Source organism: Ramlibacter sp., assembly GCF_036676645.1.
In the GTDB taxonomy this organism is placed as follows: Bacteria; Pseudomonadota; Gammaproteobacteria; order Burkholderiales; family Burkholderiaceae_C; genus Ramlibacter.
In genome coordinates this window covers 182,329-201,219 of sequence record NZ_JAKFCM010000104.1, presented here as the reverse complement: position 1 = coordinate 201,219, position 18,891 = coordinate 182,329, and the positions used below count along the sequence as shown (strand labels likewise).

General features: G+C 67.1%; 18 protein-coding genes. All 18 read right to left on the bottom strand.

All coding sequences use genetic code 11. The features are described from left to right. Nucleotides 1-2: 2 nt before the first annotated feature. The gene (locus V6M57_RS16185; RefSeq protein WP_332816027.1) at nt 3-1,289 is read right to left on the bottom strand and encodes a TRAP transporter large permease; all 1,287 of its coding nucleotides are present in this window, start codon (nt 1,287-1,289) and stop codon (nt 3-5) included. A 12-nt stretch (nt 1,290-1,301) separates the two neighbouring features. Then, nucleotides 1,302-1,883: a TRAP transporter small permease gene (locus tag V6M57_RS16180; RefSeq protein ID WP_332816026.1), complete on the bottom strand. Its 582-nt coding sequence runs from the start codon at nt 1,881-1,883 to the stop codon at nt 1,302-1,304. Beyond that, nucleotides 1,883-3,082 (bottom strand): TRAP transporter substrate-binding protein, encoded by a 1,200-nt coding sequence (locus V6M57_RS16175; protein ID WP_332816025.1) that lies wholly within the window; start codon nt 3,080-3,082, stop codon nt 1,883-1,885. The genes V6M57_RS16180 and V6M57_RS16175 overlap by 1 nt, the downstream gene beginning before the upstream one ends. 89 nt (nt 3,083-3,171) lie before the next feature. Then, on the bottom strand, nt 3,172-3,624 hold the full coding sequence (locus tag V6M57_RS16170) for a hydroxylase (protein WP_332816024.1): 453 nt from the start codon (nt 3,622-3,624) through the stop codon (nt 3,172-3,174). Nucleotides 3,625-3,639: 15 nt separating this feature from the next. Next, complete coding sequence (locus tag V6M57_RS16165) at nt 3,640-4,860, bottom strand: aromatic ring-hydroxylating oxygenase subunit alpha (protein WP_332816023.1); 1,221 nt, start codon at nt 4,858-4,860, stop codon at nt 3,640-3,642. Between the two features lie 26 nt (nt 4,861-4,886). Further along, on the bottom strand, nt 4,887-5,846 hold the full coding sequence (locus tag V6M57_RS16160) for an IclR family transcriptional regulator (protein ID WP_332816022.1): 960 nt from the start codon (nt 5,844-5,846) through the stop codon (nt 4,887-4,889). 1,108 nt (nt 5,847-6,954) lie between these two features. After that, nucleotides 6,955-7,320, bottom strand: a complete 366-nt coding sequence (locus V6M57_RS16155) for a Rid family hydrolase (RefSeq protein WP_332816021.1) — start codon at nt 7,318-7,320, stop codon at nt 6,955-6,957. Beyond that, nucleotides 7,317-8,183 carry a tripartite tricarboxylate transporter substrate binding protein gene (locus tag V6M57_RS16150; protein WP_332816020.1) on the bottom strand — a complete coding sequence of 289 codons (867 nt, stop codon included), beginning with the start codon at nt 8,181-8,183 and terminating at the stop codon, nt 7,317-7,319. The genes V6M57_RS16155 and V6M57_RS16150 overlap by 4 nt, the downstream gene beginning before the upstream one ends. Before the next feature lie 116 nt (nt 8,184-8,299). Further along, nucleotides 8,300-9,808: a tripartite tricarboxylate transporter permease gene (locus V6M57_RS16145; RefSeq protein ID WP_332816019.1), complete on the bottom strand. Its 1,509-nt coding sequence runs from the start codon at nt 9,806-9,808 to the stop codon at nt 8,300-8,302. A gap of 6 nt (nt 9,809-9,814) precedes the next feature. Next, complete coding sequence (locus V6M57_RS16140; RefSeq protein ID WP_332816018.1) at nt 9,815-10,267, bottom strand: tripartite tricarboxylate transporter TctB family protein; 453 nt, start codon at nt 10,265-10,267, stop codon at nt 9,815-9,817. Beyond that, the gene (locus tag V6M57_RS16135) at nt 10,264-10,437 is read right to left on the bottom strand and encodes a hypothetical protein (RefSeq protein ID WP_332816017.1); all 174 of its coding nucleotides are present in this window, start codon (nt 10,435-10,437) and stop codon (nt 10,264-10,266) included. The genes V6M57_RS16140 and V6M57_RS16135 overlap by 4 nt, the downstream gene beginning before the upstream one ends. Further along, complete coding sequence (locus tag V6M57_RS16130; protein ID WP_332816016.1) at nt 10,434-13,178, bottom strand: molybdopterin-dependent oxidoreductase; 2,745 nt, start codon at nt 13,176-13,178, stop codon at nt 10,434-10,436. The genes V6M57_RS16135 and V6M57_RS16130 overlap by 4 nt, the downstream gene beginning before the upstream one ends. 4 nt (nt 13,179-13,182) lie before the next feature. Further along, entirely contained in the window at nt 13,183-14,043 is an 861-nt protein-coding gene (locus V6M57_RS16125) for an FAD binding domain-containing protein (RefSeq protein ID WP_332816015.1), read from the bottom strand. Next, a complete protein-coding gene (locus tag V6M57_RS16120; protein ID WP_332816014.1) occupies nt 14,040-14,822 on the bottom strand; it encodes an ABC transporter permease in 783 nt (260 codons plus the stop codon). Before V6M57_RS16120 ends, V6M57_RS16125 begins: the two co-directional genes overlap by 4 nt. Before the next feature lie 25 nt (nt 14,823-14,847). Continuing rightward, nucleotides 14,848-15,609 carry an ABC transporter ATP-binding protein gene (locus tag V6M57_RS16115; protein WP_332816132.1) on the bottom strand — a complete coding sequence of 254 codons (762 nt, stop codon included), beginning with the start codon at nt 15,607-15,609 and terminating at the stop codon, nt 14,848-14,850. 83 nt (nt 15,610-15,692) lie between these two features. Further along, nucleotides 15,693-16,778, bottom strand: a complete 1,086-nt coding sequence (locus tag V6M57_RS16110) for an ABC transporter substrate-binding protein (RefSeq protein WP_332816013.1) — start codon at nt 16,776-16,778, stop codon at nt 15,693-15,695. A gap of 23 nt (nt 16,779-16,801) precedes the next feature. Continuing rightward, nucleotides 16,802-17,785: an LLM class flavin-dependent oxidoreductase gene (locus V6M57_RS16105; protein WP_332816012.1), complete on the bottom strand. Its 984-nt coding sequence runs from the start codon at nt 17,783-17,785 to the stop codon at nt 16,802-16,804. Then, the gene (locus tag V6M57_RS16100) at nt 17,782-18,888 is read right to left on the bottom strand and encodes an NAD/NADP-dependent octopine/nopaline dehydrogenase family protein (RefSeq protein ID WP_332816011.1); all 1,107 of its coding nucleotides are present in this window, start codon (nt 18,886-18,888) and stop codon (nt 17,782-17,784) included. Before V6M57_RS16100 ends, V6M57_RS16105 begins: the two co-directional genes overlap by 4 nt. Nucleotides 18,889-18,891 lie beyond the last annotated feature (3 nt).

The following is an 18,891-nucleotide window of genomic DNA, read 5'->3' as shown; positions in this document are numbered from 1 at the left end:
CTTCAGCGGCTGGGAAGGAAGGAAAGCGTCAAGTCGGGAGCGGCAACGACGATGGCCCAGGCGATCAGCAGCGGCACAAGGAAGATTGCAATGCGCTTGACGAGCTGCGCATAGGGAACGCCCATCACGGCCGATGTGACGAACAGGTTCAGTCCATAAGGCGGCGTGATGAATCCGATGGACGTGCCGATGACAAATGCAACACCCCAGTGCACCGGGTCGACACCCAACCCCACGGCGACGGGCCCGAGAATGGGCGCCAGGATCAGGACGACGGCGACCGACTCGGTGATGCAACCGACCACGAGGATGATTCCCATCATGGCCACGATCGTCATCGACGGTCCGTGGGTCGCCGCGAGGCCGGACAGGAAATCCTGCACGGCACTCTGGATCTCGAGGACGGAAAGAATCTGCTGGAACTGGAGCGAGAACGCCACCATCGGCGCAATGATTCCGGTCACGGCCGCACTCGCCTGCAGTACCGTGGGGATCTTCCGCCAGCCGATCCTGCGGGTCACGAACAGGCCCACGAGCAAGCAGTAGATGGTGGCAACGCCTGCAGCCTCGGTCGAGCTGAACCAGCCCAGATAGAGCCCGAAGAAGAGCAGTGCAACCGCAATCAGTCCGAGCGTGGCGCCGGCGGCTTCCCGGCCGATGTTCCGCAGCAACGTGAACGGCTCGAAGCGGTCGGCAGGTTCGTTCCGGCGTGTGAGCCAGATACAGAACGCCATCATGAACGACATCATCAGCAGCCCCGGGAGCAGGCCGCCCAGGTTGAGATCGACCGGCGAAACACCCATGGTGATGCCATAGATGATGAAGATCGTGCTCGGCGGAATGACCACCCCGAGCGTCCCCCCGGACGCCACGATCGCGCCCGCGAGGCCATCGGGCACCCCGGCCTTCTTCATTTCCGGTCCGACGAGTTGCCCCATGGTTGCCGCCGTGGCGGCATTGGAGCCGCTCACCGCGGCAAACATGCCGCTCGCGAGCACCGCGGTGGCAGCGGTGCGCCCTGGCAGGAATGCCACCAGACTCTTCGCAAGTCCGATGAGCCGCTGCGACAAGCCACCCGCCGTCAGGAAATCACCCGTGCAGATGAACAGTGGCACCGCCAGGAAGGCGAAGCTCTTGAGCGAGTCCAGGGCCGATAGACCCATGTTGGTCAAAGGGAAGTCGATCACCCAGTACGACGTCGCGGCCACCCACAACGCAATCAGCAGCACGATGGGGGTCCCCAGCACGAACATCAGCACCGCCGCGAGCGAGATGAAGGTCAAAGCCATGAGGTTTCTCCCTTACAGGTTGAGGAAGCCGCCGCTGCGTTCCGTCTTGAGCTGGTTCCAGGCCAGCATCACCATGGCCGCGCGCTGAAGAATGCGCACCATCGAAAAGGCCCACCCCACGGGAACGGCCAGACTGGCCGCTGCGAGCGGAATCCGGGTCCCGAAAACCGTCTGCCCCATCTTGATCTGGTTTTCGACGACGCCCCAGGACGTGACGATGATGATCACACCCACCGCCAGCCACAGCGCGCAATCGATCAGTTCGAGTGCCTGCTGCCAATTCATGGGCAACCGTTGTCGCAACTCGGAGAAGGCGAGATGCGTTCCGTATCGGCCGTGTTTCGCCATTGAAAACCAGGACAACCAGACGAATGCATATAGCGCGACTTCTGGCCCCCATACTTCCTGAACACCCGTGACGGCGCGACGCAGCGTCTCGACGCCGACGACGAGGATCAGCGCGAAATAGCTGATCAGGATGACGCCGTTTTCCGCGCGTCCGAGCATGCGATCAACCAGCGCCATCGATGCGGCAAAGCCGCTCGCCGATGGCGTCGGGGCGACGTCGGCGGCAGCCGTGTGAGACATCTCCATCACGCCCACCACTTGGCCGGCTGCAGGGGCTTGCCTGCGAACCTGGCAGCCGCTTCCTTCATTGCGCCATAGACATCAAAGCCGGCAATCTGGTCCAGCTTCTTGCGCGTGGCGTCGTAGATCTGGGGATTCCTGTCGACGCTCCCGATGGCGCGGAACTCGTCACGCTGCGCCTGCGTGAGGCGGTTGTACTTGATGTTGCTCCTGGTGTAAGCGGAGTCGGCGGCCGGATTCGGCCCGTTACCCACGAGCTTGTCCTGCGTCTGGCCCACGCCGTCGTACGTGATGCGCATGGCCTCGTGCGCAGCCTCCATGAATACCGTCTTGATCTTGTCCGGAAACTTGTCGTAGGTGCGGGCAGAAATGAAGATCAGCGAGAAACCGGGGGAGAACTTGAGACCGATATCCTGAGAAAGGACACTTTGCATGCCGAACCCGACGGCTGCGCCAGGCCATGTCTCGGCCGCATCGACCACACCGGACTTCAGCCCTTCCAGCAGCTCGGTCCACGCGAGCGGGATGGGATTCATCTTCATGCTTTGGGCGAACCCCGAGATCATTTCGCTGTTGGTGATGCGGATCTTGGCGCCCTGCAGGCCGGCTGGGCTGACGATGGCCGGCTTGTCGCTGTACTTCAGGCCCATCATCACGTCCCGCATCTCGCCGCTCCCATACAGCGGTACGATGTTGTAGGCCTTGCGCATCACGTCGCGGTAAAGGCGATTCGAATCCTTGCTGAAAAGAAAGTTGATGTACTCGGTACGGTCGTCCCACAGGAAGGGCCAGTCGAGTGCGATCGAGTAGGGCATCACGGCGCCCAGGTTCTGGGGCGACGAAGAGCCGATGTGGAAGACATTGTTGGCCACGCGCTCCCCGCAAGTGGTCTCGGCGCAGCCCTGGGACTTGTCGATGACCTGGATGGCCACCTCGCCGCCCGATCTCTCTTCGACGAGCCTCACGAAGTCATAGAGTCCAGACCGCACGAGCGGCTCGTTGGTCGGCGTCATGACGCTTGCGCCGAAGCGCAACCGGTACTTGGCTTTTTCCTGGGCGCGCACTTCCTTGACCACGAAGTCCGAAAGGCCCGGCACGATGCCTCCGGTCACCCCGGCAGCCGTGGCGAACAGGGCGGCCTTGAGGCCGTAGCGTCGGGCGATGTTGACCTGGTCCGCGCGGGAGAGGCTCTGGTTGTGGCGCATCGTTGTCTCCTATGAATTGCCAGAGTGATGACAAGACCTCCCGCATGCATGCGCGGGATTTGTTCTGGTCGAAATGGGGAAATGCGTCGCTAGACGGGCACGTGCAGGCCTGGCCCCAGGTCGCGCGTTTCCAGGCGGACCACGCGCTCGAGCAATCGGGGCGAGTCGCCCGAGGTTTCGATCACGTCCTCGTAGTGCCCGGCAGCGAAGAGCCTGGAACTGCCCTCGAGGTCGGTGTACACGAGCAAGACGCTGGAGTGGGCACGGGCTCGCCCTTCGCTCGCCGCGTCCACGGAGTACACGCTCACGTGCCGCTTGAACCGCCCCTTGATGCGGACGTGCTGGGCCAGCATCGCGAAGAGGTCCTGCATCCCCTTTCGGCCGTGCTCCAGCCAGACCATCTCCTGGCCGAGTTCAGGGCTGTAGGCCCGAATCGAGTACTTGAACTCTTCACCGCATTGGCGCAGGAACCCCTTGAAATCCTCGGCGTCGAGCTTGAGCGCGGCGCCATAGATCAGTCTTGCGATTGCTTCGTTGCTCATTTTTCGTCTCGCTTCTCAGGCGCGTCGCGCAATCGCCCCTGCTTGTTGCTGCCTGATACCCAGCGGGTCGGAGGCCCGGCGGCCCATGTGCGCTCCCCAGGTCCTGTAGTACGCCCGCATGATCTCGTCGTCCTGCGACATCAATTGCTCGTGCCTGGCGATGATTCCGAAGCGGGAGGCACCTTGGCGATTGGCGGCCTCGACCGCCTCGACGAACAGGACGTCCTCGGCCAAGTTGCGGCCGAACGGGCCCCAGAACTGGTTGTGGTGCTGCTGGCGATGGGAGCGGTCCTGGGCCGATTCGCCCTTGATCCCCAGTCCACGCTGTTCGAGCAGCGTCAGGCCGGGGGCGATCGGAATGCTCGTGTCGATGCGGATCGTCGTCGCACGCACGATCACTGTCGTGTTGGGGAAGAGGTCGACGACCCGGAATTCGCCCGGCGCAAGGCCCGCCAGCGTGAGGTTGTCCCGTTGATCCCAGCCCTTGTAGTTGCCGTACTGCACCTTCAGCGGCTCGAGCGAGCCATGGCCGTTGGGGTGGATCTTCCACTTGCGATCGTGGTAACCGGGCACCGCCACGCTCGTCGTGCGGTTCACCACGTGGCCCCACTCGTGGTAGAGCTCCATGTTGGTCTCGTGCCACTGCTTCCAGTTGGCTCTCATCAGGACGCGGTGGTAGTGGAAGACTTCCATCGGCTGGGCGCCCATGGGCTCCAGGAGGTCCTCCAGCGAGTTGCCGACGTAGCTGTCGAAGTCCTCGGCGTCATCGTCCAGGTTGATGAACACCATCCCGAGCCTGACTGCGGTTCGCACGCTGCGCAGACCGCAATCGTCCTTCTTCAGGCCGCACTGCTCGTAACCCTCCTCGCGGGTAATCTCGATGCACCGCCCCTGCGTGTCGTATGACCAGAGGTGGAAGAAGCAGGTGAAGTTCTTCGACGTTCCGCGCGGCTCGGTCACCAGCTTGGCGCCTCGATGGGAGCAGGAGTTGAAGAAGGTACGCACCGTCCCGTCCGGCCCTCGTACCACGACCAGAGGAATGCCGACGTGTTCCACGGACCGGAAGTTGCCGGGATCCGGCAATTCGCTCTCGTGACAGACGAACTTCCACGTACGCGCGAAGATTCTTTCGCGCTCCTCCTCGAACACCTGCCGGTCGGTGTACACCGTCGAATCGACGTAGTGATCCTCGGGCAGTCGTGGCGGGTTGAGCCACTGGATGGCATTGCGTGTCATTGCTTGCTTCCTCGTTGGAGCCTTGATCAGGCGGGGACCGAGCCGGAGCGACGGGTCGTTCGGACAACCCATTGCCGAAACACCTGCATCGTCGGGGCGCCGTTGATCAGCAGGGTGGTCGCGGCGCGCAGTTGCTCCGCGATTCTTTGCTCGGCCTGCGGGGGCAGGGAGTTGCTGGCGGCCGAAACGACCAAGCAACCTATGGGGCGGGCGTCGCGCTGGAATGCCAGCGGGACACCTAGAGCGACGAGGCTCTCGTAAGCGTCCTCTCGCGCTACCGCAAAACCCTGCTGCCGGACCACGGCCAGATCAGCCGCGAGGACTTCGGGAGAGGTGATCGTTCTCGGGGTATGCGCCGGATAAGGCCCTGGGCCCAGCAACTCGGCCCTTTCGGCGTCCCCCATCCAGGCGAGCAGCAACTTGCCGGAGGCCGAGCCGTGGAGCGGGCTCTTCAGCCAGGTGTCGTAGTACGCGGACAAGGGATGACTGCCGCGGACGAAATCCACCACCATTCGCTCGTGGCCAAGGAAGAGCACGAACGCGCACGTCTCTCCGATCTGCGACTTCAGGAACTCGAGTACCGGTACGGCCTCCCGGCGCAACTGCGTCACCGGGTGGAACAGCGACAGAGGCGAAAGCGCGCGGGGGCCCGGCAAGTAGCGCTTCAGCGCGTCATCCCGGACCGCATGGCCGCTTTCGACGAGGCTTTGCAGGAGTCGATGCGCCGTACTGGCATCGAGCCCGGTCTCCGCGACGATGTCGGACAAGGCAAGCCACCCGGGCGCTTGCGTCAAGACGTCGAGGATCTGCAGGCCGCGCGAAAGCGAGCCGACTGCGACTCCCTCCTCCCGATCGACTCTCGTCGGCGGACGGCCACGCCGGTGCTCCACTCGGTCTGCGCGGCCAACGTCTTCCATGGTCTTCCCAGTCGTCCCAGTTGTCATGCCATCTATTCTGATGTTGTTTTGATTTTTCGCAACGTTCATTTCGATATTAGGGATAGGTGTTTTCACCAGTGCACTCGCCTTAGTACTGACGACTTCACACCCAGTTGCGCTAGATGAGAGCGGGCGAGTCTGGAATTCGCGCCAGCTGCCTGGCACGAGCACAAGTAGCGCTTGCGGCCTGCTATTCAGGAGCACCCGGCCGTTGCGGTTGGGCTGACGTACCTGTCTGCTTGGTGCATGCCAACGGCGGCAGGTCGAGCTGGTCGGAGGCTCCGGAAGCACTGTCGCGCAGGGCGCCCCACTTCGTTAGCCGCTGGGATTCAATCCGCAAGGCAGACCCCGAACGCCTGCGATGCGGCGCGGCAGGTTCGACGCATCCCGCGCCGGCATTAGCCAACGCGACCGGCGCCGCGCCCGCTTGTGGTTCACGCTGGCGAACTCGTGGGCCTCCAGATCGCCGGCGTGCATTGGGGACCTCGACGAGTTTGGCGCCATCTCGCTTTCCTCTCCGGCGGGTGGCAATGTCTGTGGCGGGAGAGCCCCACGAGGCGGCAGGCGCGACGCTCGGACAGGTGGAACCAGGACCTTGATCACCGCGCGTGGGGCTGGCGCTTCACCGCGAAGGGCCTCTGAGCGCGTGGATGCCCAAGCGGGCCTCTGCGCTCCGTTTCTTCAGCTGGCGTTCTGGAAAGGGAAAAGGGCTTGACGCTCTCGTATTCGTAGCATCAAGCCCTTGTGACTGGCGGAGCAGGAGGCAGCAGTATCGGGCGCCTAAGTACCTGACAACAAAGCAGTTTTTCGACTGCGCGATTGGCAAAATACCCTCCAGCTTACCCTCTTAACAATCCAGTCGCAAATTGCCACAGTCTTGGAGGGCAGTCATCGAACGCTGTCCGGGACTCCGAGGAGATGAAGCGGGCGATCCGCTCATCCGACTTCGTCCGCTGGGCAACCAATGGGCGAAAGCGGGAGGACATCGCTCCCTCCACACGCGGCAGTGCAAGTAGCCGCCTGACCTGGAGCGGGCGGTGCATCAGGCGTTCTGAAGAATGAGCCACTGCAGAAGGTCAACGCAAGGGCAATTGCGCAAGTAGCTGCCAGCAGGGCTGGATTTCCAAGCGCCACCGCGGCTCGAGATGAGCGCCTCCTAGTTTTCCTCGAGATCCCGAACGGCAGTCACGACCACCTCGATCAGTACGCCGGATGCTAGCCCGGCCTGTACGCAGGAGCGCATCGGCCAGCGGGAACTGTCTTGCGGCACCCAGCGATCCCATGCGAGATCGAGCTCGGCCTTGCGTCCGATGTCCGCGAGGTACACCGCCACGGTGATGATGCGATCGGACGCCGATCCGAGCTCTTGCAACAAGGCATCGATCTTGGTGAAAGCCTGTGTTGCCTGCCGTTCGACACCCTCGGACCGGTCGTCCGCCGTGGCCACCGCCCATACGAGGTCCTTGTAAGCGCTGGCGCCACTGCGCCGCCCGGCGCGAGCGGGAAGTCGTTCGATTCTCATTTGCGACGCACCTTCACCAGGCCGGCGTCGAGCAGCAGCGGATAGAGAGACTTGTCGGCGTCGGCCCAGACCTGCCCGGCCTCCTTCACGCCGCCGGCCGAGACGAAGAAGCCGCGCGCCTTCGCGCGTTCGACGAACTCGGGCTCGGCCATGGCGCTGCGGAACGCCTGTTCCAGCACGGCCAGCCGGTCGGCCGGGATGCCCTTCGGGCCCGCGACCGTGCGCCACGAGCCGACCAGCACATTGAAACCCTGCTCCTTGAACGTGGGCACCTCGGGCAGCATGAAGTGGCGCGTCGGCCCCGAAACTCCCAGCACGCGCACCTTGCCGGCTTTGTGGTGTTCGGCCACGTCGGGCACGGCGATGGAGATGGTCTGCACCTCTCCGGAGAGCAGCGCGGTGATGGCGGGCGCATAGCCGGCGAAGTTGACCTTTTTGATCTTGATGCCGAGCTGCTTCTCGTACAGCGAGATGAAGGTGAAAGCCGCGCCACCGGGCTGGTCGTTGCCGTTGCGGATGCTCTCGGGCGCCGCCTTTGCGGCTGCGACGAATTCGGAGAGCGTCTTGTACGGCACGACGGCGCTGGCGGTGATGGCCGCCGGGTCCTCGCCGAAGAAGGCGACGGGCTGCAGGTCCGACAGCGCGTTCGCATTGGGGTTCATGTACTGCGCGGCGACGGCGCCGGAGCCGATCATGCCGACCGTGTAGCCGTCCGGGGCGGCGTCGGCGATCTCCTTGATGCCGATCGCGCCGCCGGCGCCAGGACGGTTCACCACCACGATGGGCTGCCCCAGCTTCTTGCTGGCGGCCTCGGCCACCAGCCGCATGGCGACGTCACTGCCGCCGCCCGCGGGCCAGGGCATGACAAACGTTATGGGCTTGTCGGGGAAACCTGCCGCAGCCGCCGGCACCGCCAGCAAGACACCACAGCACGCGGCTGCAAACGCACGACGAGAGAGTCGGACCAACATGAAGCCTCCTAAGCGGTCGAGTCCTGGTGGAAATAGCGTTGCCGGCTCCTTCGCAGGGCCGGCAGCGCGGAAGCGATCAGCACGCCCACGGCGCAGGCGAGCAAGGCAGCGCTGATCGGACGGGTGAAGAAGACACTGAAGCCGCCCGAGACGCTGACGGCGCGGCGCAGGTTCTCCTCGAGCATCGGCCCGAGCACCAGGCCCATGAGCAGCGGCGCCGCTTCGATGCCGACCTTGTTGAAGCCCCAGCCGGCCAGGCCGAACACGGCCATGATCACAACGTCCGCCACGCTGTTGGAGACGGAGTACGTGCCGATGCAGCACAGCGCCACGATCGCGGGATAGAGCAGCAGGTACGGCACGCCCAGCAGCCGCACCCACAGCTTGATCAGCGGCAGGTTGAGCACCACGAGCATGGCGTTGCCGATCCACATGCTCACGACCAGCCCCCAGAACAGCGCGGGCTGCTTGGCGATGAAGCTCGGCCCCGGGGCGGTGCCGTGGATCATCATCGCGCCGATCATCAGGGCCATCAGCGCGCTGGGCGGGATGCCCAGGCTGAGCATCGGGATGAACGAGGCCTGCGCCGCCGCGTTGTTGGCGGCTTCGGGTGCGGCCACGCCCTCGATGGCGCCGCGGCCGAAGCGCTGCGGCTCGCGCGCGATCTTCTTCTCCAGCCCGTACGCGGAGAACGCGCCGATGGTCGGCCCGCCGCCGGGCAGGATGCCGAAGAACGATCCCAGCGCCGTGCCGCGCAGCGCCGGCGCCAGGATCGCGCGGAGCTCCGCGGGCACCGGCCAGATGCGGGCCACCGGCGCCGGCTTCACGCCCGATCCGCCGGTACGGTTCAGGTTGCCGATGATCTCGGCCAGGCCGAACAGGCCCATGGCGACCGGAACGAAGCCGATGCCGTCGACCAGGGACGCGATCCCGAAGGTGAGCCGGTATTCGCCCGTGCTCACATCGGTTCCGACCAGCCCGAGCGTCAGCCCGATCAGCACCGCCGCGATGGCCTTGAGCACCGAGCCGTGCGACAGCGCGATGGCCGCAACCAGCCCGAGCACCAGGATGGCCACGTAGTCCGCGGACTGGAACTTGAGCGCGACGCTCGCCAGCGCGGGCGCGCCCGCCGCGAGCAGCACCGTCGCGATGCAGCCGGCCAGCAGCGAGCTGAGGGCGGCGGTCGCGAGCGCCACCCCGCCCTTGCCTTCACGCGCCATCGCATGGCCGTCGAGACAAGTGGGCACGGAGGCTGCCTCGCCGGGCAGGTTGAGCAGGATAGCCGTGGTCGAGCCTCCGTACTGCGCTCCGTAGTACACGCCCGCCAGCATGATCAGCGCCCCCGCGGGCGTGAGATGGAAGGTGAGCGGCAGCAGCATCGACATCGTGGCCAGCGGCCCGATGCCCGGCAGCACGCCGATGGCGGTGCCGAGCAGGCAGCCGACGAAGCAGAGCGCCAGGTTCTGCGCCGTGGCGGCCACGCCGAAACCCAGTGCGAGGTTGCCGAGCAGGTCCACGGCCGCCTACCGCAGGAAGACCGGCAGTGCCGGCATGTGAAGGCCCAGGCCACCGATGAAGATCGCGGTGAGCACCAGTGCCAGCGCGGCGCTCAGCACGAGGGCCGTGCGGTGCGAGACCTCGCCGGCCCGCGTCGAGAGCCACACCGCCGCGAGCACGGCAAGCGCCAGGCCGCCGCTCTTGAGCAGCAGCGCGAAGAGCAGCGCCGAAGCCGTGACCGCGGCGGCGCGCCATGCATCGCTGCCCACGCGCAGCCGGCCGGGTGCGTCCCGCCGTGCCGGGAGTTCGCGCAGGCCCAGCGCGAGCAGGACCAAGCCCACCACGCCTAGCAGCACACCGCAGAGCGCTGGGAAGAAGCCGGGGCCGATCTCGCCGTTCCCCAGCTTGGCGAGGTCCCAGGTGGCGGCAAGCACCAGCGCCGCCAGGGCGAGCAGGGAACCGCCGGCCAGCATGTTCATCGCTTGCTGCCCCACACGCACGCTTGCACGCGGGCGAGCAGCACCGCCACCAGGCCGATGCAGGCCGCGACGGCGAGCGCCTGCAGCAGGTCCCACTCCGGCGCAAGCCGCCGCAGCACCACGCCGCACACGGCCGTGACGGCGAGGAACAGCAGCGCGCTCCCCTTCACGCAGGCGCCTTGTCGAGCAGGTCGGCCAGCCGTGAAGGCGTCAGCGGCACAAGCGTCGGCCGCACGCCGCACGCAAAGTCGACCGCGTTCAGGATGGCCGGGGCCGTGGGGATCAGCGCGGGCTCGCCCACGCCCTTGGCGCCGAAGGGCCCGAGCGGCTCGGCCGACTCGACGATGAAGACCTCCACCTCGGGCATGTCCCCCACCGTCGGGATCAGGTAATCGTGCAGGTTGTCGGTCTTCCCGGGGAGGTATTCCTCCATCAGCGCGAGGCCCACGCCTTGCGCGATGCCGCCGTGGATCTGCCCTTCCACCTGCGTCGGGTTGATCGCGCGGCCCACGTCGTGGGCGGCCCAGATCTTCTTGACCGTCACCTTGCACAGCCGCTTGTCGACCTCGACCAGTGCCATCTGCGCGCCGAACGCGTAGGTCGCGTAGGGCACGCCCTGGTAATCGGCGTCGAGGTCTGTGGTCGGCGGGTTGTAGTGGCCGACGCCCCACAGCAGCATGCCCTCCGCATCCGGCACGAGTCCGCTCAGGTCGAGTGCCTTCTCGCCCGCGGCCGTCTTCAGGCGAACGCCCCCCGGCCCGAACGACACCTGCGCACCCTCCTCCACCTTCGCATGCTGGCGAATCCCCTTGAGGAGCTGCTCGGCCGCGAGCTTGACGGCGTTGCCCGAGATGAAGGCCTGGCGCGATGCCGAGCTCTTTCCCGCGTCGAACGTCCTGTCGGTGTCGCCCACGACGAGCCGGATCGCGGCGGGCTCCACGCCCAGGCTGTCGGCGCAGACCTGGGTCATGATGGTGTTGACGCCCTGGCCGATGTCCACGGCGCCGCTGAACAGCGTGATGCGCCCTTCGCGGTCGATGCCGATGCGCATCGTCGAGGGGTTCGGCTGCGAGGTGTTGCCGATGCCGTACCACATGCAGCCCACGCCGATGCCGCGCCGCACGTGCTCGTTCGCCGCGTTGAACGCCTGCACCTCGGCCTTCTGCGCATCCCACACCGGCTTGAGCTTCTGCAGGCACTCGAGCATGCCCACGCTGTGCTCCAGCTTCTGGCCGGTGGCGGTAGCGTCCCCGGGGCGCAGCGCGTTGCGCAGGCGGAACTCGAACCGGTCGATGCCCATGTCGTCGGCCAGGCGGTCCATCAGCGCCTCGTGCACGACCGCGGCCTGCGGCACGCCGAAGCCCCGGAACGCGCCCCCGATGGCGTCGGTCGTGTGGATCGCGCGGGTGATGCAGCGCACCGCCTCGAACTTGTACGGACCCATCGCGTGGATCGGCACGCGGCTGGCGATGATGGGGCCGCAGGAGGAATACGGTCCCGTGTTGAAGTCGCCCCGCATCTCGTAGGTGGCGAGCCGCCCTTGCGCGTCGCACGTCAGGGTGGCGGTGATCGCGGAAGGATGGCGCTTGGTGGTGCAGCGCATGCTCTCGCTGCGCGAGTAGACGCAGGCCACGGGCCGGTCCAGGTGCCAGGCCGCCACCGCGATCATCGGCTGCAGCGACATGTCGATCTTGCCGCCGAAGCCGCCGCCGACCGCCGTCGGGAGGACGCGGACGCGGTCGGGCGCGATGCCCAGCACCCACGCGATCTCGTCGCGGTTCATGTAGGGCGCCTGCGTGGACACCGCGATCTCCAGGCGGTCGCCCACGCGCCGCGCGACGCCCGCTTCCGGTTCGATGTAGGCGTGCTCCACGAACGAGGTGACGAAGCTGATCGTCGCCGTGTTCGAGCCGCGCGACTTCCCGACGTCGCCGCGGATCTGGTTGACCTCCATCAGCTGGTTGCCCGGGCGGTGCGCGTGCAGGTCTGGTGCATCGGGGGCGAGCGCCGCGGCCATGCCCGACAGGGGCGGCAGCACTTCCCAGGTGACGGGGAAATCGCGCTCCTCCAGCGCCTCGATGGCCTCGCGCTCGCCGACCACGCCGGCGAACGCCTCGCCCATGTACCGCACGTAGCCGTCGGAGAACACGGGCTGGTCGCGCAGGCGCGCGAAGATGCCGTAGACGTTGTTGCCCGGCACGTCGGCCGCGGTGAAGACGCGCACGATGCCCGGGTGCCTGGAGACGAAGCCGCCGAGATCGCCGAGGCGGAACTTCGCGTGCGGATGCGGCGAGCGGATCGCCTTGAAGTGCAGCGCGCCTTCCATGCGCACGTCGGCGCCGAACTTCGCCGAACCGTCGGCCCGGGCCGCCCCGTCCACCTTGCGGATGCGCGCGCCGACCGACTGCCCGGCACCGGCCTTTTCCGCTGCTACGCGGGGCCGCAGCCCCAGGTAGCCTTCGATCGCCTCGACGATCTTGATGTAGCCCGTGCAGCGGCACAGCACGCCGCCCAGCCGATCCAGGATCGCCTCGCGCGTGCGCACCGCCGGATCGAGCACGATGTCCGCCGCCGCCACCAGCATGCCGGGCGTGCAGATGCCGCACTGCGCGGCGCCCGCTTCCACGAAGGCGTCCTGCAGGCCCGCCAGGCGCTTGTCGCGCGCGATGCCCTCCACGGTCATCACCGGCTTCCCGGCTGCATGCGCCACGGGCACCAGGCAGCTGCACACCTGCTGGCCGTCCACCAGCACGGTGCACGCACCGCAGTCTCCCGCGTTGCAGCCCACCTTGGTACCGGTCAGTTCGAGGTCGTCGCGCAGCACGTCCACGAGCCGCCGGCCGCCGCCGCAGGCGCCCAGTTCCCGCTTGTCGCCGTTGACGAGCAGCAGCGGCTTCCAGTCTTTCTTCATAGGATCAATTCAGTTCGGATTGCAGTTGCCGGGCCATGGCGCGGATGTCACGCTCGACCAGCTCGCGCGCCATGCGGCGCCGGAAGGCGGCGGTCGCGCGCACGTCGTCGATGGGCGTCAGCACTTCGAGCTCCGCGTCGGTGAGCGAGAAGGCCGCGGCCTGCGCCAGGCCCATGCCCTTCAATCGCGCTTCGGCTGGGAAGAGGCGCAGGGAGCGCGGAGCGCACGCGCCCACGGCGATGCCGCAGCCGGTTACCCTTCCACGGGCGTCCGCCTCGATGAAGGAGGCGGTCATCACCAGCGAGATCACCAGGTACCTGCGGCTGCCGTGCTTGCTGAAGGCCGACGCGTGCAGGCCGCCCGCCGCGCGCACCTTGACGCTCACGACGAGCTCGTCGGCCCTGGCCGCCGTCTTGCGGTTCCCGAGTACGAACTCGTGCAAGGGCACCTCGCGCTCGCCAGCCGGCCCTGTGACGACCACGCGTGCATCCAGTGCCATCAGCGCGGTCACGCCGTCCGCCGCGGGCGATGCGTTGCAGATGTTGCCGCCCACCGTGCCCTGGTTCTGGATCTGCCTGCCGCCGACCTCCGCGGCCGCTGCCCGCAAGCAGTCGAATTGAGGCGGCAGCTTCGCTTGCGCGACCTGCGTCCAGGTGGTCATGGCCGGGATGACCCACCACCCGCCCTGCGGGCGGATGCCACCCGACAGCTCGGCCAACCGCGAGATGTCGAGCAGGCCCTTGGGCCGCCAGCCGTGCTCCAGCGCGGGGTAGACGTCGGTCCCGCCCGCCAGGAAGGCGTAGCCCGTTTCCTTCTGCAGCCGAACGGCATCGGCCAGTGTTTCTGCCAGGACGTAATTCATCATTCAGAGACGGTGCCGTGGCGGTCCGGGCGGTCCCAGAACACCACGCGTGCGTGGATCAGGCGAATGAGCTGCGTGCCGACGATCCCGATCGCGGCCAGGCCGATGAGCGAGGCGAACATCGTCGCGAGGTCGACGTTGCTCTGCGCCACTTGGATCAGGTAGCCGAGCCCGCGCGAGGACGCCACGAACTCCCCCACGACGGCGCCGATGAGGCTGAGCACCACCGCGATCTGCAGCCCGGCGAAGATGTGCCCCAGCGCGGACTTCACCTTCACGTGCAGGAACACGTGGAAGCGCGAGCCCGAGAACGACCGCATCATGTTCACCAGGGCCGACGGCGTCTGGCGGATCCCCACGATGGTGTTGATGAAGACCGGGAAGAAGCACACCAGCGCCACCATCACGACCTTGGACGACATGCCGAAGCCGAACCAGACGATCAGCACCGGCGCGAGCGCCACCTTGGGCATCGATTGCAGCGCCACCACGAACGGGTAGACGAAGCGCTCGAACGTCTTGGATTCCGCCAGCAGCGCTCCGAGCAGGACCCCCGCGCCGCACCCCATGGCATAGCCGACGAGCGTAGCGGAGAGCGTCGCACCCACGTCCTTCCAGAAGGCGCCCTGCACATAGCCCTTGACCAGCACTTCGAGCACCGCTTCGGGGCGCGGCAGGATGTAGTTCGGGATCTGCAGTGCGACCGTGAGGAAGAACCACAGCCCGATCAGGACCGTGAGGGTGATCAGCGGGAAGACCACCGCCTGCGTGCGACCGTTCATGGGCGAACCTCCGTGCTGCGCGCGCTCATGCCGGCACCTCGAGCCGGTCGAAGAGCTTCCTCAGGTAGTTGCAGGCCTCGGCGAACCGGGGCTGCGCCATCGTGTCCACCGTGCGCGGCCGGCCGAGGTCCACGCGGACCTCCTCCACGATGCGGCCCGGCACGGGCGACATCACCACCACGCGATCGGACAGCATCACCGCCTCGGGGATGCTGTGGGTGATGAACAGCACCGTCTTGTCGGTGCCGCTCCAGACGTGCTGCAGTTCCACCCCCATGCGCTCGCGCGTCATGGCGTCGAGGGCGGCGAACGGCTCGTCCATCAGCAGCATCTCGGGGTCGTGGATCAGCGCCCGGGCGATGCCCACCCGCTGCTGCATGCCGCCGGACAGTTCGTGCGGGTAGTGGTCGCGGAACCGGGACAGGTTGACGAATTCCAGCAGCTGTTCGGCCCGCAGCCGGTAGTCGGCCACCGGCAGCCGCATGGCGACGATCGGCAGCAGGATGTTGTCGATGACCGACTTCCAGGGCAGCAGGTTGGCCTGCTGGAACACCACGCCCACGTCGCGGCGCGGCCCGATCACCGGCGTGCCCGCGATCCGCACCTCGCCGGCGGTGGCCTTGAGCAGCCCCGCCACGATGGACAGCACGGTCGACTTGCCGCAGCCGGAAGGACCCAGGACGGAGACGAACTCGCCCTTGCCGACCTGGAGCGAGAAGTCCTCCACGGCCTTGAACGGTCCGCGGGTGGACGCGTAGGTGACACCCAGGCCGCGCACGTCGAGCATCCTGGGCGCAGCCTGCGCCACCGGGCCCTTTGCCGCGGTGGCGTCCTCCTGCCGGAACTCCTTGTAGACGACGCTCATAAGGCTCACGGCATGGCCCGCTGCTGGCGGGACTCGGCACGAACCTTCGCCTCGTCGAACTTGTTGAATTCGTCGACGAGCGCGTTGGTGTACAGGGTGGACGTGTCGATGTTGGTCGTGCTCAGCTGGCCGCCGTCGTGGAGCACCTGCACGTAGCGCTTCCACACGTCGGGCGAGTACAGGCCGAACTTGCGCTGGTTGCCCACGTCGGAGAAGTCGAGGTTGCCGCGCTGTCGCGCGCCCAGCATCTGCAGCGCCGCCGCCATCTTCTCCTCCTCGGTGCCCTGCTGCGGCTTGCTCTGCGGATAGTGCTTCCAGAAGGTGGACACGCACCAGCGCGGGTTCTCGTCGCAGGCGATTACGCCCTTGGTGGCCGCGCGGCCGAAGCCGGCAAGCATCTTCGGGTTGTTGCGCACGTTGTCCTCGTGCGTGACGTAGCCGTTGGACATCAGCTGCTGGTACTTGGCCGGGATCTCCAGCTTGCGCACCTTGATCCCGCTGGCGAGCATCTGCGCCGCGTTGACATCGAAGGTGTTGTAGACGTCGACCTGGCCGGTGGTGAGGGCGTTGTAGGCCGGCGCGCCCACGCCGATGGTCTGGAATTCGAAGTCCTTGCCTTCGACGAGGCCCATCTCCTTGAACAGCGCACGGGTGATCGGGACGTTGCCGTTGGCCAGCGCGGCGATGCCGATCTTCTTGCCCTTGAGGTCCTTGATCGACTTGATCGGGCTGTTCTCCGGCACGTAGAACTCCCAAATGGAGCTGCGGATCGCGTTGTAGAAGAACCTGGCCGGCAACGGGTCCTTGCCCGGCTGGCGCGTGAGGATCAGCGTGTCGGCCGCGGGATAGCCGATGGTGACCTGCTTGGTCGCGATCTGCGGCATGAGCACGGCGGTCCCCACGAACTCGCGGATCTGCAGGTCGATGTCCTCCTGCTTGAAGTAGCCGAGTTCCATGGCCGCCACGAGCGGCGCGTAGCCGAGCGTGATGCGCGTGACGGTGCCGAAGACCACGGTTTCGGCGGCGCTGGCGGACAACGCTGCCCCGGCGAGCAAGGCGCCGAGGGCGAGGGATTTGATGCGCTGGATCATGGGAGAAGCTCCTGTGAGGGGGATCAATGGATCTGCGGCAGCGTCTCGAGGCTCTGGAGGCGCTGTTCCTTGTTGCCGACGAGCGAGAGGACGATCTCCTCCAGCCCGGCGTCGAGGTACTCGCGGACGCGGCGCCGGCAGGTGGCCGCGTCGCCGAAGATCGTGAGCTGGTCGATGGCCTCGTCGGGCACGAGCTTCGCGGCGGCGGCCGTGTCCCGGCGCGCGATGGCGGCCATCACCGCTTCCTGGTCGACGCGGATCCCGGAGTACGCGAGGTTCTCCTTGATCTTGTCGTTGCGGAACAGGAACGCGAGCTTCTCGCGCACGGTCTGGCGGGCGGCGCTCCCGCCGGGGTCGACCATGAAATACACGTAGCTCGCCTTGCGCACCTGGGCCGGGTCGCGCCCCGCTTCCTTCGCCGCGCCGGCCACCGCGTCCAGCTGGTGCTTCGAGTACTGCGTCGACAGCCCTGCGGAGAGCAGCACGCCGTCGGCAACCGCGCCCGAGAGCTTGAGCATCGCCGGCCCCATGGCGGCGACGTACAGCGGCACCGGTTGCGGGCCGGTGAACGCCAGCTTGGCGCCGTCCAGCGAGAAGGTCTGCCCCTGCGTGTGCTGCGGCTGCCCCGCCAGCAGGCCGCCCAGCGCGGCGAGGTAGTCGCGCACGGCGGGCACGGGCTTCTCGGCCGCCAGTCCGTTCTCCTTGAGGAACAGCGGATTGCCCACCCCGACGGCGACGCCGGCACGGCCCGGCGCGAGCTCGTCGAGGCTCGCGAGCGCCATGGCCATGGGCATGGGATGCCGCAGGTAAGGGCTGATCGCCGTCGGGACGATGCGCCCCGTGCGGGTATGCATCGCGATGGCCGTGGCGGTGCTGAACGCCTCGCGGTAGCCCAGGTGCTCGGCGATCCAGTAGGACCGGGCGCCGAGCGCCTCGGCGCGCTGCGCGATGGACACCGCCTCGCGGATCGGCACGAAGCCGTCGAAGCTCACGCCGAACGGGATCACGTGACGAACCCCTCGCGCACGGTGCGGCGCACCTGGGCGGCATCCATGCCGGCGAAGCCCATGCGCGCGAGGTTCAGTCCCTTCTCGCGGTACGGCTGCCCGCGCAGCGCGGAGGCCAGGGTGATCACGGCGTCGATCGCCTCGGTACGCGCGCCGCCCAGGCGGCCGAGCTCCGAGAACGGCACCAGCCCGAACGGGATGTCCTCGTTGAAGAAGCGGTGGTCGATGCTGGCCGGCGCCTTGATCCAGCGGTTCGGCTCGCTGTTCTGGAACGTGGCGTACGCGGTGCCGCCTTCCTTGCCGCCGGGGCCCGTGTAGCCCATCTCGAAGAAGTAGTCGGCCAGCTTGGGCACCTGGCAGCCGAAGGCCGCGGCGGCGGCGAGCCGTTCGCGATCGAGCGTGTCGATCAGCCCGCCCACCGAGGGCGTGATGCCCTCGAAATAGTGGCAGTAGTCGCCGCCGGTCGCCTCGATCCGGCCCACGTTGCACAGCAGCGCCGGCGGGTGGTGGATGGCGTTGGTGTAGCGGAACAGCGCATCCAGCACCGTCGGCACCGGAAAGAGCGGCGGGAACACCTTGCGCAGGCGGGCGGCGAGTTCCTCCGTGTGCAGCGCCGGGAACGACGAGAAGATCAGCTTGGCCGAGGCCCGCGACACCTTGACGCGGTCGGGCGCGACCTTGCGGCAGATGTACGGCAGGGTCGACGTGCCGCAGGTGACCGGGTTGCGGTGTCCCAGGCGGCGCAGCGTGTTGGGGATGAGTGTCAGCGTGTGGCCCGGCGCGGCCAGCACGACCTGGTTGTCGGCCAGGTGCGGCGCAAGCTGGGTCGCGATGTTCTCGTGCGCATGCGCCGGTGCCATCACCACGACGACATCGGCACCGAGCATCGCCTCCTCCATCGAACGCGTGATGGTCGGGACCTTGACGAAGCCCTCGCCGAAGATGCCCTCGTACTCGATGCCACCGCGCTTTTGCAGCGGCTCCACTGTCTCGGGGCTGCGGCCGTAGAGCCGCACTTCCAGGCCGCGCAGCGTCAGGTCGACGGCGGCCGCGCAGCCGCCGTTGCCGGCGCCGAGCAGCGCCACCTTGTTGATTTCCTTCACGGG

What these genes read in the sequence shown, in the direction of transcription:
- V6M57_RS16150 (WP_332816020.1), bottom strand. Translation starts at nt 8,183, where the DNA reads ATGCCCTGGCCCGCGGGCGGCGGCAGTGACGTCGCCATGCGGCTGGTG.
- V6M57_RS16175 (WP_332816025.1), bottom strand. Translation starts at nt 3,082, where the DNA reads ATGCGCCACAACCAGAGCCTCTCCCGCGCGGACCAGGTCAACATCGCC.
- V6M57_RS16160 (WP_332816022.1), bottom strand. Translation starts at nt 5,846, where the DNA reads ATGAACGTTGCGAAAAATCAAAACAACATCAGAATAGATGGCATGACA.
- V6M57_RS16110 (WP_332816013.1), bottom strand. Translation starts at nt 16,778, where the DNA reads ATGATCCAGCGCATCAAATCCCTCGCCCTCGGCGCCTTGCTCGCCGGG.
- V6M57_RS16170 (WP_332816024.1), bottom strand. Translation starts at nt 3,624, where the DNA reads ATGAGCAACGAAGCAATCGCAAGACTGATCTATGGCGCCGCGCTCAAG.
- V6M57_RS16115 (WP_332816132.1), bottom strand. Translation starts at nt 15,609, where the DNA reads ATGCTCGACGTGCGCGGCCTGGGTGTCACCTACGCGTCCACCCGCGGA.
- V6M57_RS16120 (WP_332816014.1), bottom strand. Translation starts at nt 14,822, where the DNA reads ATGAACGGTCGCACGCAGGCGGTGGTCTTCCCGCTGATCACCCTCACG.
- V6M57_RS16185 (WP_332816027.1), bottom strand. Translation starts at nt 1,289, where the DNA reads ATGGCTTTGACCTTCATCTCGCTCGCGGCGGTGCTGATGTTCGTGCTG.
- V6M57_RS16140 (WP_332816018.1), bottom strand. Translation starts at nt 10,267, where the DNA reads ATGAACATGCTGGCCGGCGGTTCCCTGCTCGCCCTGGCGGCGCTGGTG.
- V6M57_RS16125 (WP_332816015.1), bottom strand. Translation starts at nt 14,043, where the DNA reads ATGATGAATTACGTCCTGGCAGAAACACTGGCCGATGCCGTTCGGCTG.
- V6M57_RS16130 (WP_332816016.1), bottom strand. Translation starts at nt 13,178, where the DNA reads ATGAAGAAAGACTGGAAGCCGCTGCTGCTCGTCAACGGCGACAAGCGG.
- V6M57_RS16155 (WP_332816021.1), bottom strand. Translation starts at nt 7,320, where the DNA reads ATGAGAATCGAACGACTTCCCGCTCGCGCCGGGCGGCGCAGTGGCGCC.
- V6M57_RS16165 (WP_332816023.1), bottom strand. Translation starts at nt 4,860, where the DNA reads ATGACACGCAATGCCATCCAGTGGCTCAACCCGCCACGACTGCCCGAG.
- V6M57_RS16180 (WP_332816026.1), bottom strand. Translation starts at nt 1,883, where the DNA reads ATGGAGATGTCTCACACGGCTGCCGCCGACGTCGCCCCGACGCCATCG.